The sequence below is a fragment of the Sphingobacterium bovisgrunnientis genome, from assembly GCF_009829085.1.
GTDB lineage: Bacteria > Bacteroidota > Bacteroidia > Sphingobacteriales > Sphingobacteriaceae > Sphingobacterium > Sphingobacterium bovisgrunnientis.
The window spans coordinates 191,427-210,478 of sequence record NZ_WUQY01000002.1 but is presented as its reverse complement, the minus strand read 5'-3'; the positions used below and the strand labels follow the sequence as shown (position 1 = coordinate 210,478).

8 protein-coding genes are annotated in these 19,052 nt (G+C 36.7%); all 8 read left to right on the top strand.

Annotated elements, in window-relative coordinates; all coding sequences use genetic code 11:
- Positions 1-77: 77 nt before the first annotated feature.
- Entirely contained in the window at positions 78-1,709 is a 1,632-nt protein-coding gene (locus GOQ16_RS02135) for a glycoside hydrolase family 10-like protein (RefSeq protein ID WP_160067437.1), read from the top strand.
- Between the two features lie 934 nt (positions 1,710-2,643).
- Positions 2,644-5,736: a SusC/RagA family TonB-linked outer membrane protein gene (locus GOQ16_RS02130; RefSeq protein ID WP_204987406.1), complete on the top strand. Its 3,093-nt coding sequence runs from the start codon at positions 2,644-2,646 to the stop codon at positions 5,734-5,736.
- Between the two features lie 16 nt (positions 5,737-5,752).
- The gene (locus GOQ16_RS02125) at positions 5,753-7,618 is read left to right on the top strand and encodes a SusD/RagB family nutrient-binding outer membrane lipoprotein (RefSeq protein ID WP_204987405.1); all 1,866 of its coding nucleotides are present in this window, start codon (positions 5,753-5,755) and stop codon (positions 7,616-7,618) included.
- A gap of 43 nt (positions 7,619-7,661) precedes the next feature.
- A complete protein-coding gene (locus GOQ16_RS02120; RefSeq protein WP_160067435.1) occupies positions 7,662-8,528 on the top strand; it encodes a hypothetical protein in 867 nt (288 codons plus the stop codon).
- Positions 8,529-8,944: 416 nt separating this feature from the next.
- Complete coding sequence (locus tag GOQ16_RS02115; protein WP_160067433.1) at positions 8,945-12,100, top strand: SusC/RagA family TonB-linked outer membrane protein; 3,156 nt, start codon at positions 8,945-8,947, stop codon at positions 12,098-12,100.
- 11 nt (positions 12,101-12,111) lie between these two features.
- The gene (locus GOQ16_RS02110; RefSeq protein ID WP_160067431.1) at positions 12,112-13,905 is read left to right on the top strand and encodes a SusD/RagB family nutrient-binding outer membrane lipoprotein; all 1,794 of its coding nucleotides are present in this window, start codon (positions 12,112-12,114) and stop codon (positions 13,903-13,905) included.
- 342 nt (positions 13,906-14,247) lie between these two features.
- Complete coding sequence (locus GOQ16_RS02105) at positions 14,248-15,486, top strand: exo-beta-N-acetylmuramidase NamZ family protein (protein ID WP_160067429.1); 1,239 nt, start codon at positions 14,248-14,250, stop codon at positions 15,484-15,486.
- A 98-nt stretch (positions 15,487-15,584) separates the two neighbouring features.
- Entirely contained in the window at positions 15,585-19,049 is a 3,465-nt protein-coding gene (locus tag GOQ16_RS02100) for a SusC/RagA family TonB-linked outer membrane protein (RefSeq protein WP_160067427.1), read from the top strand.
- The last annotated feature ends 3 nt before the right edge of the window (positions 19,050-19,052 follow it).

Sequence of the window (19,052 nt, the reverse complement as noted above, 5' to 3'; positions counted from 1 at the left end):
TAAAAAAAATATTGCCAATCGTACTTTTAACATATACAATGTCGAAAATAAAAGTATATACTGTAGTTTTGTGTCCTATGAGAATAAATGTATTTCGTACTATAGCATTTTTATGCCTTATTGTTGTTATTGCTGTATCTTGCAAATCCCGAAAATCGAAAGAATTGAAAGCTGCAACACATTCATCGGGAGTTGAAGTTGTAAAAGAAAAAAATCCAGTATTACCGCAAACTACTGCAACTTCAGTGGCTTCAGAACCAAGGAAAAAAGCAGAAGAACCTAAAAAAGAAGAAAAAATTAAAGTGCAATTACCTGAGGTTCCGCGCGAATTTCGTGCTGCATGGATTGCAACTGTTGCAAACATAAATTGGCCTTCAAAGCGTAATTTGACAACTGCTCAGCAAAAAGAAGAAGCTATTCATCTTTTGGATATATTAAAAAATAACAACTTCAATGCTGTTATTTTTCAAGTTCGTCCGTCATCGGATGCCTTATACGATAGTAAATTTGAACCTTGGTCTTACTTCTTGACGGGCGAAATTGGTAAGCGTCCCGAACCATATTATGATCCATTAGAATTTTGGGTGGAAGAAGCACACAAACGTGGCCTGGAATTGCATGTCTGGTTGAATCCATACCGTGCTCACCATACTAATGGTGGTCAAGTGACGTCTAAATCTATGGTGAATACGGCATCGGATTACATTGTTCGTTTAAAGAATGGTATGTATTGGTTTGATCCAGCGGACAAACGTACGCAAGATCATGCATCTCGTGTGGTGAATGATATCGTGACACGTTATGATATAGACGGCGTACATTTTGATGATTATTTCTACCCGTATGCAAGTTATAATGGTGGCGCAGATTTCCCAGATTCTAAAACTTGGAATGTTTACAAAGCTAATGGTGGCGAGTTGTCACGAGGAGATTGGAGAAGATCGCATGTGAATAACTTCATCGAACGTATTTATAAAGAAATTAAAGCCGAAAAACCATTTGTAAAATTTGGTTTAAGTCCATTCGGTATTTGGAAACCAGGTTATCCTGCTGGAGTAACAGGTTCTTCGCAATACGATGAATTGTATGCTGATGCAAAATTATGGTTAAACAAAGGGTGGATAGATTATTTTACACCACAATTGTATTGGCCAATCGAGCCTGCGAGACAAAGTTTTACAGCTTTATTGAAATGGTGGGAATCTGAAAATACTTTCCAAAGACATTTGTGGCCAGGTTTAAATACAGTAGAAGTTAAAGCTGCACACAAACCGACAGAAATCGTCAACCAAATCAACGCAACTCGTTCAATAGTTCCTAAAAGTCCTGGTGTAGTACATTGGAGCATCGCTGGATTGACAAAAAATGCAGAAATGTTGCCTACACTTAATAATGGACCTTATAAACAGAAATCCTTAGTACCAAAGTCTCCTTGGTTAAAAGCTAATCCTTTATTAGCTCCTACATTGTTAGTTACTCCTGAAATCGGAAAAGTATTTGCCAAGTGGCTACACCAACAACCAGAACAAGTGAGACATTTCATTGTATTTGCAAAATACGGTAGTGAGTGGGAATGGGATATTGTAGATAGCAATATTTCTGCTAAGGAATTTGCAAGTAATAGAAGCGGCGAAAAGCTATCAGCAGTTGCAGTTAAAGCTGTCGATCGATTAGGTAATGAAAGTGAATATGAAGTAAAGGAATTCTAAAATAGTAGAAATTTAATAAAAGGGTCAGAATGAAAATTCTGACCCTTTTGTGGTTGTACGCCTGGCATGGGCGATAACTCTAGAGTGTAAGTCCCGAACACGCCATTACAGTTGGAAGTTTTAGCCGAAGGCAAGGGTGTCCATCGTCAGGTGGAATCCTAAGGAAGCATTAGGTAAACTATCGGCTAGACGGAAAGAAACTACACAAAAGGACTAGGTTGCAACGTAAACTAATTTCCTATATGGTACACAACAATCCATACATGACAATACCTGATGAAATATAGAATGAACAAATTTGATAAGGCTTATGAACCTATCTATAAAAGAATAGTGGGGAAGCCGAAGGCTATGGGGGAAGGTAGCCATTTTATTGGGATAATTAAAAAGTAAAAGATAATGGATGGACAAACACAAGGAAAAATTATTGACATACAGCCAAAAGTTGGATGTTAAAAACAGTCCCTTTCAACGATTATCTTAATCATCTGGGATACTCATTTTTAAGGGTAGAATACAAGGGAGTTTGAGTTAAAATTTAATTAAGTGTCTAATACCAATCGGTAGGTACGCTGCTTTGGAAATTCGTACGGATTTATTTTTCGTTCTCCAATCCGAATTATATCCATGTGACACACTTATTTGTTACATAATATTTCGTGGGAAATTGATGTTTATGCGTTTTTGTTCTGATTTTTTTAAAAAAATTATTAAATCTGCATTTTTTTAATTAGACTTGTTTTAATAAATATTTTATAAAACTTATCTACCCAATATTATAACCTATAGGAATAATATATAAAACCACATTTCAGTACTCGTTATACTAATTTAAATGAATTAATCGAATGCCTTTTTATGCGGTATTATTGTTTCTGATTTTTTTGTTTATAAAATAGGATACTAATCAATTCACTATAATAAACTATCAAACATGAAAAGAAGATTACTTCTCACATTTTTCGGGGTAGCAGTATATGCATCCTGTTTGATGGCTCAACAAAAATCAATTTCTGGTAAAGTTACTTCTTCGACGGGAGATGCGATGAGTAACGTTACAGTTGTGGTTCAAGGAACCAATCGTTCTGTAGCAACCAATGCAGATGGATCTTTTACTATTCAAGCTGCGCCAGGGGAAAAATTGTTGTTTAGAGCCGTTGGCAGTAAAGAAACACTACAGACTGTAGGTAATGGAACAGTGTACAATGTGATTTTACAAAGTACAGAGGCCGCACTTGATGAAGTCTTAGTTACTGCGGAATTCGGAATGAAGCGCGTGGCAAGAGCCGTAGGTTCTTCCGTGCAACATATTGACGGAGAGACAATAAGTGAGTCTGGAAGGGAGAATTTTGTTTCTGCATTAGCTGGTCGTGTGCCGGGTCTAAATGTGACGTCTACTGGGGGTGCGCCAGGGTCATCGACTACTGTTGTGTTAAGAAATATCACGTCTATTTCGGGTAATAACCAACCTTTATACGTTGTAGATGGAGTTCCTATGAACAATTCATCGTTTGATCCAATAGGCATGGCGGGAGCGGGGGGTAGTACTTATTCCGTTAGGAACTTAGATTATTCCTCTAGAGGTAATGATTTTAATCCGGAGGATATCGAATCGATTACGGTATTGAAAGGAGCGGCAGCTGCAGCTTTATATGGTTCTGATGCCTCCAATGGAGCGATTATTATTACCACTAAAAAGGGTAAAGCAGGTAAAGGTTCTATTACCTATGGTAATTACTTTAAATGGGACGAGGCTTACGGGTATCCAGATATGCAAACAAAATATGCGAATGGAAACTATGGAACCACAAATTACTATAATACATCCCGATTTGGAGGGTTATATCCAGATGGTATGAAGTTATACGATAATATCGCATCAATATTGCAAACAGGCGCGCAACAAAGACATAATATTTCTATTGATGCTGGATCGGAAAAAGCAACTATACGTGGGGCATTCTCACAATTGAATCAAAAAGGCGTGCTAAAATCAACAGCCTATGATCGCACAAATCTTAGTTTGTCAGGTCAGGCAACCGTTACTCCTTACTTGAAGTTTGATGGTTCGATGCAATATACAAAAACAGGTAACGATAAAGTATTAAGAGGAACAGATGGTCCTTTGTATCGTGCGATGTTATGGCCAATAGTCGACGACATGAGTATTTATTATGCGCCAGATGGTAGTCATATGAAAAAGCCTGATTATTATGTTGATGAAGATTTATTGAACCCATTATTTGCAATGAATAAAAACAAGTTCTTTGATAAGTCAGATCGCTTTTTGAGTAATGTATCCATGAACTTCACTCCTATAGAAAATGCTTTCTTGAGAGCGCAGGTGGGCTGGGATGTAGGTATGCAAACTTTTGAAACATCTACACATCCATATTATGCGAATAAGAATGCAGGTGAAGGACAATTTAACCTTGTACAATCCAATTTCTCTGACCCTACAATTAATATATTAGCAGGATATAATAATAAATTCTTACAAGATAAATTATCGTTCTCTGGACAAGTTGGTTATCACCAATTGGAAAATAGGGTAACACGATCTGCTACATACGGTACGAAATTCATGGTTCCTGATTTTCAATCTATTAATAATACAGATCCGTTGTCACAGACAAGTTCACAACGTAATACAAGACGAAGAATCCAAGCATTATCAGCTCAGTTTGAGTTTGGTTACAATAATTTAGCTTTTATTACTTTACGTGGGCGTAATGATTGGTCTTCTACTTTGCCAGTCGCTAATAATCGATATTTCTATCCTGCTATTGAAGGATCATTCATCGTGTCAGATTTGAAATTTTTAAAAGATATTTCTTCTATCAACCAAATAAAGATACGTGGATCTCTTGCGCAGGTAGGTAAGGATGCAGGACCTTTAGAAATTGACCCTCAATTAGAATATAGTGATCAATCGGGTGGTGGATTTAAGTATGGTTTTACAGGGCCAAATCCAAAATTGCGACCAGAGATGACCACAGCTAAGGAAGCTGGTGTGGACTTTAGATTATTCAATAATAGATTAAACGGTAGTTTTACATACTTCACGACGCGCAATGCAGATCAGATAGTTAAAGGATTTCGTTTAAGCTATGCAACAGGATTCGTGTTGAACAATATGAATGTGGGTACATTCAAAACTTGGGGTTGGGAGGCACACTTAGATGGTGATATTATTAAGCAAGCTCAAGGGCTTACTTGGAATGTCGGTATTAATGCTTCTCAAGGTGATTCGGAAGTACTCTACTTACCAGAAAACGTGACGGAATATTACAATGCATATACTTGGAATTCAGGTAATATTCGTAATGGTATTATGGTTGGGAATCCAATCACAACACTTACAGGTTTAGCCTACGATAGAAATGAGCAGGGAGATGTTTTGATAAGTCCTAGTACAGGTTTGCCAATTACAAAGGCGACTTGGTCAGTAATTGGTAATCGTGAGCCTAAATTGAGATTTGGAGTGACCACGGCATTGAGCTATAAAGATTTTCGTCTATCTGGGTTATTTGCGGGTAGATTGGGAGCAACGGTAGTAAATGGTACTAAGCGTACAATGATGACGAATGGTACTAGTTGGGAATCAGTAAGCTTAAGAGAAAGTGGACCTGTTGTATTTAAAGGTGTATTACGTGACGGAAATGAGAATACAGATAATCCAACATTTAACACAATAGCTGTAGATTATAGAGCATATGGTGCGACTACTTTTGGTGGTGGCGATGAAGATTGGTTAGAGAAAGATGTTAATTACTTACGACTACAAGAGTTGAGATTATCGTATAGATTACCAAAATCTCTATTGGCAAAGGGCAAAGTGTTCTCTGCTATGGATGTCTATGCAGTAGGAAATGATTTGCTGACTTGGACGAACTATTCTGGGATTGATGCAGTAGGTAATACGGTTTCAGCTGCAGCTGGAGGAACTGGAGGAGAGGGGTATGATGTCTGGTCAATTCCTAATCCACGTGGTTTTTCTGTTGGATTTAGTTTAACATTAAATTAACCGGTTAGATTTAGAAATGATGAAAAAGAAATTTTTATATATGCTTTTGCCTCTGCTTGGTTTAGTAAGTGGATGTGAAAAGTATTTAGATGTAAATAAAAATATTGATGCACCTGATAAAGTAGAAGGGTATTTATATTTAGCGAATATCACACAACAATATCAGGGGTTATACTGGGATATTAGAGCATTAGGTCCAATGACCCAAATGATGGGAACTACTTCCTACACCTCATTTGCCAACCATTTCTATACATTGGCTTCAGATGCTGGGGGGGAAACATGGCGTATGGTTTACTGGAATCAAGGGATGAACCTTGAGAATATGATCAACCAGTCTATGGAAGCAGAAGATTGGACACTTGCTGGTATTGGCTACGCTATAAAAGCTTTTAGTTGGGATGCGTTGACAAAGATTCACGGTGAAGTACCCATGAAAGATGCTTTCGTGCCGGGGTTATTGTCGCACAACTATGATTATCAAGATGCTGTATACGAGCAAGTACGTGAATGGGCTAGAACATCTATTGAGTTGTTAGAAAGAGAAGATAACCACAATTACGGAACGAAAATCAGTAGCAATGATTTTATCTATAACGGAGATAAAGCTAAATGGATAAAGTTTGCCAACGCAGTAATTGTACGCAATCTTTCATCTTTGACTAATAAAAAAGATTTTACGACGAAATATGCACAAGAATTAATTGATGCGGCAAGTAAATCTTTTCAAAGTCCAGATGATGACGCTACAGTGAAGTTAACAGGTGGTTCACAAAGTGCACCTTATGCTAGTTATAACAATTTTTGGGGAACAGCACGTCCGAACCTAACATATTCTTATTTCCAACATGATTACGCTGTTCAAGTATTTACAGGTACAGTTCCTGATTATGACCCAGCCACAGGTGACAAAATTAGAGAAGGGGCAAACCCATATTATCCGTTTAAATTAGCGAGTAAGCAGATAATTACGGATACATTGGTAAATATTGGGGGGCATTATGACCCACGTGTTGCCGTTAAATTAGGGACAACTAGTAATAATACGTTCTTAAATTTGAACAACGCTGAAAACGTAAAATCTTATAAATATTATGGAGGTGCATTTACAAGTACTGTAGGGCCAATTGGTACCGCTCCATCATTTTATGGCAGAAACCTTGCATCTACCTTTACAGGAACAGTACATGATGGAATCGGAAGATGGATCTATCGTGATGATGCTCCTTATATCTTAACCACATATGCTGAAGTGCAATTCTGTTTAGCAGAAACTTATTGGAAGTTAGGGCGTAAAGCCGATGCATTTGAAGCTTTCAAAAAGGGAGTTAATGCCGATCTTGTAACAACTGCACGATATATTTATCCTGGTAAAGAAGGTAGTGCTACAGGTGGGGATAAAATTACTAAGGAATTATTTAATTCGTTGGCTGCAGAATATGCCAACGGACCATTCGTGAATGGATTAAATGATTTGACTCTGTCGCACATTATGATGCAGAAGTGGGTAGCGCTATATCCATGGGGAGCACCTGAGGCTTGGGTTGATATGCGTAAATACCATTATGATATAGAATATACTGGAGAATATCCAAGTAATGGTAATGGATGGGTGCAAGCGCAATTAGAACAAAAAGCTGATACTGATGTTGATAAAGTTTACAAAGGACTTTATTTGGCTCCTGCGCAAGTGCAAAACAGAAAAGGATCTTATGATATTCGTAACGAAGGATCTCCAAGCTATAGGTTAAGACCTCGTTACAATTCTGAGTATATGTGGAATCTACCGGCTCTTGAAAGCTTAAAACCTATAGCAGGTACTGCTGATAATTATCAAACTTCAATCCCTTGGTTTGCGTATCCAGGAGAGATGCCTAAATAGAATAAATAATTACGGAATAAAATCCGTTTACAAATTTGAAGAGATGAAAAAAATAAATAATATACTACTAGTCTTTCTAAGCATTTTTCTATTTGCGTCTTGTGAGAAAAATGTAGTGGAATATAAAGCTGATCCTCTTGAAGAAGAGAATACTACTTTATTTCAAATATATTATATGGTTCCTTTGGCAACAGGAGCTGCTAATAATATTAATAAAGTAGAATTAAATGGACAGCTGTTGACTAATGAAACAACACCACTTAACACTTATAACTTTATTCCTAGCGGCGCAGTTAGTAAATTTTTTACCACTAAATCAGGGAGTGTAAATTTAAAGTTACATAGAGGCCCGGTTACAAGTCTTACACTTGCTTATGATCAAATTTTTGATCTTCCAGCAGGAAGGTATAATTTGGTTATTCATGACTTTAGTAAGCCTCCTGTATTGATTCCACATCAACTACCTTTTCCGACGACCACAACGGAATTTACAGGTACAACCGCATGGGTGAAATTCTCAAACTTTTTGTATGAAACCGCAGGTATTCCGACAGATAAAAAATTGCAATACCAATGGCAATATACTGTGGATAATGCTACGGCTGAAAAAAGTGAATGGGCAAATGTTGGTAAGCCAGTTGCTTTTGGGGAATCTACCGGGTGGGAACCAGTTACTGTAAATAAAACTATTGAGATTTCAGCTGGTACAGCACGTATAGATTATAGAATACGAGTAATAGGAGCTGATGGATCTGACCAAGGAAGTTTAGTCGTTCGAAATTCGGCAGGTAATATGGTGAACTATTCGGATTGGTGGAATGCCCAAATTGGACGTATATATCATCATAATTTGGCAGGTTTCAGAGCAGCAACTCCAATTGCTTCAGTTAGAAACTTTACAGCTCAATAGGGGTAAATCAAGTATTGATCGGATTTGTTTTTTAATAAAATAATCTTGACACTTTAAAAGGAGAGTTCATGTAGTTGGACTCTCTTTTTTTATGTAATTATTTTTTTGGGATATTTGCTAACAGTAATTTACCAATATTATAGTTTGCTTGTATACTACTTTTTAGTTAAATAAAAGGTAAATTTAAACTTTAATACTAACGAAATGGAATGCGCGTATTATTGCAAAAAATATTATATAAAACGCTAACATTTTTATAATATTGCTTTGATTCTTGCATTTTTATTCAATTTTCATTCATAAATGCAAACTAACCGATATGTGCCTATGATTTAAAGTGAAACAACCTTATTTAAATAGCCTATTTAAAATAAATATATAATTCAAAAATCGTTAATTAATCAACTATCAAACTTATGAAAAGAAGATTACTTCTCACATTTTTCGGGGTAGCAGTTTATGCATCCTGTTTGATGGCTCAACAAAAGTCTATATCCGGAAAGGTTATTGGTCCTTCTGGAGAGGCGCTGAGCAATGTAACAGTAGAGGTTCAGGGTACGAATCGCACTGTCAAAACCAATCCAGATGGATCATTTACGATTCAGGCATCTCCTGGTGAAATCTTATTATTTAGATCTTTAGGAAGTACTGAATTAACTCAAGTAGTTGGAAATGGAAATTTGTATAATATCACATTAACAAATTCTGAAGAGGCATTAGAAGAGGTTGTAGTGACTGCTTTAGGAATTCGCAAAGAGAAGAAAGCGCTAGGTTATGCAGTGCAGGATCTCAAGGCTGACGAGCTTATGAAAAACAAAACTGCAAATATTGTTAATTCTTTGGCTGGTAAAGTAGCTGGTGTAAACGTGACACAGACTTCGGGTTCGGCAGGTGCAGGAGCACAGATTATTTTAAGAGGTGGTACATCCCTTGAACGTGATAACCAGCCATTATTTGTAGTAGATGGTGTCATCTATGACAACTCTACGGTTTTGGGAGGAAATAGTGGTTTTGATGGAGCTCAATCCGTCTCATCAACTAATAGCAATCGTATAATGGATGTTAATCCCGAAGATGTGGAAAGTATGTCTGTATTGAAAGGTCCGGCTGCGGCTGCACTTTATGGATCAAGAGCAGCAGCGGGGGCGATTATTATTACTACTAAAAAAGGTAAAGAGGGTAGAGCAGAGGTCGCATTTTCTTCTCGCGCTTCTACCAATTGGGTAAATCGCTTGCCGGAACAGCAAAGTAAATACAAAAGAGGTTACTACAATGCTGCAGGGGTTTTGGATGATTATACAATGCAATCCTGGGGAGAGAGTTTTGGTGCAAACGATGTGATGTATGATAATATAAAGAACTTTTTTAATACCTCCACAGTTTATGATAATACAGTAAGTTTGGCTGGAGGTAGTGCTAACACGACATTTTATGTTTCGGCATCTCGTTTTGACCAATCAGGTATTGTGCCCTCCACAGGATATGATAAAACTACGTTTAGATTTAATGGTGATCAAAAGTATGGTCGACTGACCTTAGGTACCAATGTGGCTTACTCTTTAGCAAATACAGATAAAACTTTAACGTCTGCAGGATTATATAATTCTGGTGGAACTGGTGCAATGAATTCTGTGTATCGTTGGTCTAGAAATGATGATATGACCAAATATCTAAATGAGGATGGTACTAAATATAGAATGTTTGGTGATAGACAAAAACTTGAGGATGACATTGAAAATCCATATTGGACAATTAACAAAAACTTATTGGACGATAGAACGGAGCGCTTCACTGCTAATTTGAATGCTAATATGAAGTTAGCTGATTGGTGGAATCTATCCTATCGTGTTGGGACAGATAGTTATTTGACTAGAAATAATACATTGGTTTCTCCAGGTGGTGCAGTAAGACCGCAGTGGCAAAACGGTATGATGTCCGCAAGCGACTATAGATTTAATTATTGGTCGTCTAATTTAATGTCCAATTTTGATAAGAAGGTTGGAGACTTTGATTTAGGTGCTTTGGTAGGTTTTTTCTCGGAGCAAACAAAAGTGAGCAATGAAAGAAGAGTAGGTTTTGATTTTGTAATAGATAATTTTTACAGCTTCGAAAATATTGTTGACGCCAATAAGAGGTTTAATTCTATTGAATCAAAAAGAAGATTATTTGGTCTTTACGGTGAATTAAGAGCAGGATATAAAAATATGTTATTCTTAAATGTAACAGGTCGTAATGATTGGACCTCTACATTACCTGTTGCGAATCGTTCTTACTTTTATCCATCTGTTGGTGGAAGCTTTGTGTTTTCTGAATTGACTAAAGATTTTTCTTGGTTGAACTATGGAAAACTACGAGCATCTTGGGCAAAAGTTGGTAAAGATGCATCACCATACTTAACAGCAACTACTTTGTGGCCTTCAAGAGAGTTTTTAGGTGGACTGGTTGGAACGGGTAACTTTTGGAATCGTGGTAATCCTGGTCTTAGACCTGAAACTACAACCTCATTTGAGGTCGGAGCTGAGTTAAGGTTCTTAAATAATCGCTTAGGAATTGATTACACATATTATACAAATAATTCATACGATCAAATTGTTTCTCCACGTATGGGGCAAACAACTGGATATATTTTGGTTTCTGTAAACGCCGGAGATATTTATAATAAAGGTATGGAACTAGCATTAACGGGTAAACCTGTTGTTGCTTCGGATTTTACTTGGGAGGCAACTATAAATATGGCTAAAAATAAGGGTACATTAGATAACTTAATAAAAGGTAATGAAATTTTATATGTTACTGATGTTCAGGTAGGAAATGCAAAGGCAGCTTCATTTAATGGTGGCGACTTTATGGCAATTTCTGGTTCTAGATGGACGCGTACTCCAGATGGAAAGGTGGTGCTCGATGCAAATACTGGCATGCCAACTAGTGATAATGCTACAACTTACCAAATTGGTAATAGAGAGCCAAAACTAACAGGTGGTTTTAACAATAGCTTGCAGTACAAAGATCTGAACTTTTCATTTTTATGGGATTTTAGAATCGGAGGAGATGTGTACAATGGTACAGATTATTTTATGACTGTCAATGGTATGAGTAAGCGTACTATGGATAGAGAAAGCCTAACAATAAACGGTGCGGTGCAAACCGGTACTGTGGATGGTGTAGCGACTTATGAAGACCGTAGTTTTACATTTGAGGCAGATCAATTTTACATGATCAGAAATGTAAACACAAGTGGTCGTAAGATAATACAAGACTATTATTCAGATTTCTATGTTAGAGAGAGTGCTAATTTCCAGACAAATACAAATTGGCTTCGTTTAAGAACGGTTTCTTTATCTTATGATTTCACTAAATATATCCTGAAGAATGCTTCACTTAATAGAGTTGTAAAAGGTCTTACAGCAACCGCTCAAGGTACAAACCTGTTGTTATTTACAAATTATAAAGGTATGGATCCAGAGGCTTCAGCGGCCGGTAGTGGTGTTGTTGGTTCTAGTTCGGTTGGTATTGATTTCAATGGTGTGCCAAGTACAGCTGGTTTTATGTTTGGTGTTAACTTAAAATTCTAATAAATCGCATTATGAAACGTTTTAACAAAATTATACTATTCGTCTCAGCTATCTTATTATTTAATAGCTGTAAAGAAAGTTGGTTGGATATTAATGTCGATCCTAGTAATCCAACTAACATTGTGGCGCCCATCCAAAATAGATTACCTTGGATGCAGCATCATTTACTTTATGCTCATGCAGCAGCTGGAGTTAGATCGGCCTTGATCACACAAAATTTGACTTTTATTAAAAATACATCGCAACAAAGTATGTCTGCAGGTTGGGATCCTATACAAGGTATGTCAACTACTCCTTACCAGTTTTTCTTCGTTGCGGTGGGTTCTAATATAGCTGATCTTGAGAAAGCTGCAGAAGCGCAAGGAGCGTTTCATTATCTTGGAGCGGCTAAAGTTATAAAAGCAATGGGATTCATGCTTATGGTAGATTGGTTGGGAGAAATTCCTTATACAGAGGCTTTAGGTGAAAATATTTCTCCAAAATTTGATGATGGAAAGACAATTTTCGAAGGTTGTATAAGAGATATTGACCAAGCAATCTCGTATTTTGAAATGACACAAACAGCAGGAGCTCCAGCATTGAGCGCAGGCGATAGTTGGAATGGTGGTGATGTAGATAAATGGAAACGATTAGCAAATGGACTAAAAGCAAGATGGTTAAATAATCTATCAAAAAAATCTATCTACAATCCCGATGAAATATTAGCTCTATTAGACAAAGCACCAATTAATAATGCAAGCAGTACAGTTGTAAATCACGTGGATGTTGTTGAACCTGTAGGTGATGTTTTGTTTGGTGACCCTCTAAAAGCTTCGGTAATGTTTTCTAATATGGGTATGAATACAAACTTTAGAATTACTAAGTGGTATGAGGATATTTTAACTAATACGTCTAATCCAAGTGTTGAAGATCCTAGAGCAGATAAAATGATTCCTTGGGCCCAGTTTGGGAGCGGAAGTATTCAGAATAAAATATTCAAACGTTCAAAGGGCGTAGACATGTCATCTGATATACGGATGAATGCAGGTCCTATTACGCCATCTTTTAACAATAGTGCGTCCGTATTAACGTTGAACGCAGGAACTGCTGCTGAACGCAAAATAGCCCCTTATGCTAACTATATAGCAGGAACAAACAGCGCTCGTTATGGCGATACATTATATGTTTCCACAAAAAGTAATTCTATTGGTTACAATAAAGCAGCTAATGACCAATATGTTTGGGCTGATGGTAGCTCTGCGGGCACAAGTATATTTAATGCAAGACCAGATGCGCCTACCTTTGTGATGACTTATGCAGAAATGTGCTTTATTAAGGCTGAGATTTATTTTAAGAAAGGCAATAATACTATGGCCTTTGAGGCGTATAAAGCGGGTATCAAAGCACATATTGATATGATGAATGCAAAACTGAATCAATACGGATCTGTTAACCCTAGCAAATCCCCAATGAGTGCTGCTTCAATCACTAATTTTCTTGAGAATGGTATTGGTACAGCAGGAAATTTGACGTTAAGTAAGATTATGACGCAAAAGTATATTGCACTATCTTATTCACATCAGAACTGGAATGATATGAGAAGGAATAATTATAATCCATCAATATATAATGGATGGAAAGTTCCTTACGAATATACGGTTACCGCGTCGGCACAAAATAAAATTCCACAGGGAAAATATTTTCGACGAGTAATGCAGGTGAATCACGAGTTTAATTATAATGCTGAAAATGTTAAGGCTTCTCATCCTCGAGCTTTAAATGATGATATCTGGTCTCAGCCTGTATGGTGGGATATTGAAGAATAATAAATCCAAAATTTTAAATCTATTAGCCTCCAGTTTTTGGAGGCTTTTTTATTCTGAAAACGTTTGTGTAACATAAAAATTACTAAATAGTGTTTTTAGTACACTATATCCCTGACGTTTTTTATAAAAATAGTTGTTTTAATCAGGTTTTTTAACATTAATTTACACTTAATGATTTGTTATTGTTGCCTTAACAACTATCGTTTTTATGCGTTTTGTTGGTGGATGTCTCACACATAAATGAATTAAACTATAGATATCTTGCTTTTTTATGCGTTTTTGTTGTATTTTTATACCTATCAATCATCTATTATAAATTATTAAAGAATTAGTGTAATTAAAATGATAAAGACCAATATTCTGATTTCATTTACCTTATTATGTCTTATAATAGTGAGCTGCGGTATCTGCAACTCATCTAAAAAAAATAAGAAAAGCACAGCTGCTTCTAGTAGAGAATACGTTACTAATAAAATCATCCCTGGAGCTGATCAGGTGTCTAATTACCTGTCCTTTTTAAAAGGAAAGAAAGTGGGGCTTATGGGCAATCAAACGACTATTGTCGGTGATCGAAAGGAACATTTAGTTGATGTACTGCTTAGAGAAGGTGTTGATTTGAAGTTTGGTTTTGCTCCTGAGCACGGCTTTAGAGGTACTATAGAACGTGGCGAGAAAGTAGATAATGATAAAGACTCAAAAACAGGTCTACCCTTATATACATTATATGGAGGTAACGAAAAACAAGATTCAATCGTACAGTCTATTGATGTAATGATATTTGATTTGCAAGATGTAGGTGCGCGTTTTTATACATATATCACATCTTTGCATCGTGTAATGGAGTTGTGTGCTAAACACAATAAAGAATTAATCGTATTGGATCGTCCTAATCCTTGTGGTGATCAAGTAGATGGGCCAGTGCGCAAAGATGATAAATTCAAATCCAATGTTTCTTACCATAAAATCGCTATGGTGCATGGTCTAACTGTTGGTGAATTGGCCAAAATGATCAATGGCGAAAAATGGTTAGAAAACGGGCGTCAATGTAAATTGACTGTAATCCCAGTTGAAAACTGGGATCATTCTAAAATGTATGAATTACCTGTAATTCCTTCTCCGTCATTACCTAATCATCTTTCGGTTAGACTTTACGCATCATTATGCCTTTTTGAAGGTACTGAGATTTCCGTAGGACGTGGAACTGATTGGCCATTCCAAGTAGTTGGATATGATAATCCAGTTTATGGTAATTTCTCATATAATCCAGGTGAGAAGGAAGGGATGGTAAAACATGTTGAGGGTAAAGGTCAAACCATGTACGGATTGGATTTACGTGAAGTGGACGCTGATAAGCAAAAATTTACACTAAAATATATTCTTGATTTTTATCAAAAAATGCCAGATAAGACAAAATTCTTTACTCGTGCTGAATTCTTTGACAAATTAGCTGGAACGGATGAATTGCGTAAACAAATTTTAGCTGGGAAAACAGAAAAAGAAATTCGCGCATCTTGGGCGAAAGAATTAGCTGATTATAAGAAAATGCGTAAGAAGTATTTGTTATACAAAGACTTTGAATAAGCTTTTTATTTAAAACAAAATAATTATGGTAGTTATGCCAAATAGCAAATGCAAATGCCATAAAATTATGATAATTCCATTTATTTAATATGCTATATATGAGAAATACATTACTATTCTCAATGGCGCTAGGATTAACTTTGTCTGCCCATGCGAATAGCGCAAAGGTAGCTAATAACGCGAATCTTAGTGCTGCTACTTCCTATTTAAATAATAGGTTGGTTCAAAATTCTGTGCAAGGAACAGTTTCTGATGCGAGTGGTCCTCTTCCAGGAGTTACTGTCTCAGTTGTAGGTATTCCTGGTTCAACAAGTACCAATGCAAATGGTAAGTTTACGATAAACGCACCATTAGGTTCTACTTTGAGGTTCTCAAGTATTGGTTATGTTAGTCAAGATGTTAAAGTAACATCTAATACCGTTAATATTACGCTTTTGGAAGAAGATAACTCTTTGGAAGAGGTTGTAGTGGTTGGATATGGTACACAAAAGAAAGAGCATTTAACTGGAGCTGTATCTTCAATAAATGTAAGCGAAGTTATGGGATCTCGTCCTGTACCAGATGCTGGTAGGGGTATGCAAGGTACGATACCAGGATTATCCGTTACGCTTCCAACGGGCGAAGTTGGATCTGATCCAGTAATGAAAATCCGTGGTCAAATAGCTTCTATTGCTGGATCAAGTAATCCACTAATTTTAGTTGACAACGTAGAAATTCCAAGTATAAATCTTGTAAACCCTAATGACATTGAATCGATATCCGTATTAAAAGATGCTGCTTCATCATCTATTTATGGAGCAAAAGCTGCTTTTGGTGTTATTTTAATTACTACAAAGAAAGGATCTAAGACGGATTCTCATAATGTCTCATATTCCAATAACCTATCTCTTCAATCTCCAATGAAACCTATTGATATTGCAGGAATTGATGGGTTAGAGTATACACTAGAAGCACATGAAAATCAGCAGCAACCTGGTCCTGCAGGAGGGTTTTGGCGTGTAAATCGTGAAAGCTTAGAACGTATTAAGGAGTGGCAACAAAAATTTGGCGGTGTTGTTGGTGATTATGATCCGGTTTTATATGGTCGTGACTGGTACTTTGATGGAGTAGATAAGTTTGGTCTTAGATTATATGATCCAGCTAAAGTTATGATAAAAGATAATGCTTTTTCTCATTTACACAATTTGGGGTTAAGTGGAAAGTCTGGTAACACTAATTATAACTTAGGTGTAGGTTATTTAGGGCAGCAAGGTATGATGAGGCCTGCTCAACATGATGATTTTACTAGATATAATGCTACATTGAGCTTATCTACTAAAGTTAATGACTTTTTAACCTTAAGAGGAGGAGCTATGTATTCGGATGGTACAAAGCGTTATCCTAATTCAGCAACGGGATTTGGCTCGGATCCTTGGTTATATTTATACCGTTGGTCTAGATTGTTCCCAATAGCAGCACAAGAACATGGTACCGATGTAAGAGACCCTTATTTTGATACAAAAAATGCTCATACAGCCTACAAAACAGACCGTTATACCAATTTGAATTTAGGTACTACTATTGATATCATGAAAGGCTGGGATTTAAAGGCTGACTACGCATATAGTACCGAAAATGATTCAGATAGATCTTCTATGCCATCTTTCCGAGGTGCTTGGCATTGGTATGCTCCTGTTGCATGGAATGAAAATGGTTCACAAGTATATGTAGATGAAAATGGTATTCCTACCGATAATGGAGGTGTTCCGGGATATCGTTTCCCAGTAGAAACATATATTACGAAAGAGCAATCAAATATTTATAAGCGTTCACTAAATTCTAAACGACATACATTCAATGCATTCACTACCTATGGTAAAACATTTAATGAAGACCATGATGTGAAATTAATGTTAGGAACTAACGTTGTCGCGTATAAGTGGAACGATACTTGGGCCAGAAGAACTAACTTAATTAATGAAGAAAACCCTCAATTTAATTTTGCGACAGGAATTGAAACAAATGGAGCAAATGAAAATTGGGATTCGCAAGTAGGTTTCTTTGGTCGCGCTAATTATGTTTACAAAGGAAAATACTTAGTAGAAGGTAATTTGCGATATGATGGAACATCTAAATTCCCTCCTCATTTGAAATGGAGATGGTACCCATCTGTTTCTGCTGGTTGGGTAATATCTAATGAAGGCTTCATGGAAAATATTTCAGATGTATTATCATTTGCTAAAATTCGCGGTTCTTGGGGTAATATAGGTGATCAATCTGTATCCAACTCTTTATATGTTCCTACTATGGCTATTGGTAAAAATAATTGGTTAAATGGTTCAGGTCAACAGTTCTTCCAATTAGGTACTCCTGGAGCAGTCTCAACTGCAATTACGTGGCAAGATATAGAACACTCAAACATAGGAGCAGATTTACGATTCTTTAATAAGTTGGGTGTAACATTAGAGTATTTTCAAAGAAATACAAATAACATGATAATACCTGGCGAGTCATTGCCAAACACTTTCGGTGCCAGTGCACCTCAAGGCAATTTTGGAACTTTGCAAACTAAGGGTTGGGAGATAAATCTGGACTTCAGCCATACATTTGATAATGGTCTAAAATTAACAGCAAATGCTAATTTAGCAGATGCAATTTCTAAAATTACTAAAGGTGCTGATTGGAATACTCCATGGGAGAACCGTTTACTAAGTAACGCATATTCTACTGGCAGAACCTATGGTGATATTTTTGGTTATGTTACCGATCGCCTATATCAAGCAGATGATTTTGTCTATGATGCAAATGGAAATCACGTTGTAACCACTATAATTCATGAAGGTGCTACAAGGCAAACCAACCAGTTAGTTGGCGATAACCCAATCTATCAAACACAACTTCAAACAGGTACAGCATCTTGGGGATATATTTCTCCGGGTGATGTTAAATTTGTTGACGTTAATGGAGATGGATACATAACAAATGGTAAGAACACAAATGGAGATGCTGGAGATAGAGTGAAAATCGGAAATTCAACGCCTCGCTACGAATATGGTTTCCGTTTAGGAGCGGACTATAAAGGTTTTGATATGTCTGTGTTTTTACAAGGTGTCGGACAACGAGAAATTTGGGGTGCTGGCCAATTGGCAATTCCTGGTTTCCATGTAAAGGATGGTGCTATGCCACAAACATTTGCTGGTGATTTTTGGAAAAAAGATCGTACAGATGCATTTTATCCACGTGCTTGGAACTTGAATGGTGAGGCTAGTGGTCAAACTATGGTGCCACAATCACGATACCTATTAGATATGTCTTATTTTAAAATTAAGAATATCACTTTTGGTTATGGATTGCAAGGAGATGTACTACGTAAAGCAAAATTAAAAAATGCGCGTATTTACGTGTCATTAGAAAACTTCTTTGTTTTTGATAATTTAAGAGGATTGCCGATCGACCCAGAAGCGGTGTCAGGAACTGGAGGACCGTTGACCGAAGGTACTACTACAAATTACAATTTAGGTAGAACAGGTTCTGGAACACCGACTTTCAAATCTGCTTCTTTAGGTATTCAAATTGGTTTTTAATTA

What these genes read in the sequence shown, in the direction of transcription:
- GOQ16_RS02135 (WP_160067437.1), top strand. Translation starts at nt 78, where the DNA reads ATGAGAATAAATGTATTTCGTACTATAGCATTTTTATGCCTTATTGTT.
- GOQ16_RS02130 (WP_204987406.1), top strand. Translation starts at nt 2,644, where the DNA reads ATGAAAAGAAGATTACTTCTCACATTTTTCGGGGTAGCAGTATATGCA.
- GOQ16_RS02125 (WP_204987405.1), top strand. Translation starts at nt 5,753, where the DNA reads ATGATGAAAAAGAAATTTTTATATATGCTTTTGCCTCTGCTTGGTTTA.
- GOQ16_RS02120 (WP_160067435.1), top strand. Translation starts at nt 7,662, where the DNA reads ATGAAAAAAATAAATAATATACTACTAGTCTTTCTAAGCATTTTTCTA.
- GOQ16_RS02115 (WP_160067433.1), top strand. Translation starts at nt 8,945, where the DNA reads ATGAAAAGAAGATTACTTCTCACATTTTTCGGGGTAGCAGTTTATGCA.
- GOQ16_RS02110 (WP_160067431.1), top strand. Translation starts at nt 12,112, where the DNA reads ATGAAACGTTTTAACAAAATTATACTATTCGTCTCAGCTATCTTATTA.
- GOQ16_RS02105 (WP_160067429.1), top strand. Translation starts at nt 14,248, where the DNA reads ATGATAAAGACCAATATTCTGATTTCATTTACCTTATTATGTCTTATA.
- GOQ16_RS02100 (WP_160067427.1), top strand. Translation starts at nt 15,585, where the DNA reads ATGAGAAATACATTACTATTCTCAATGGCGCTAGGATTAACTTTGTCT.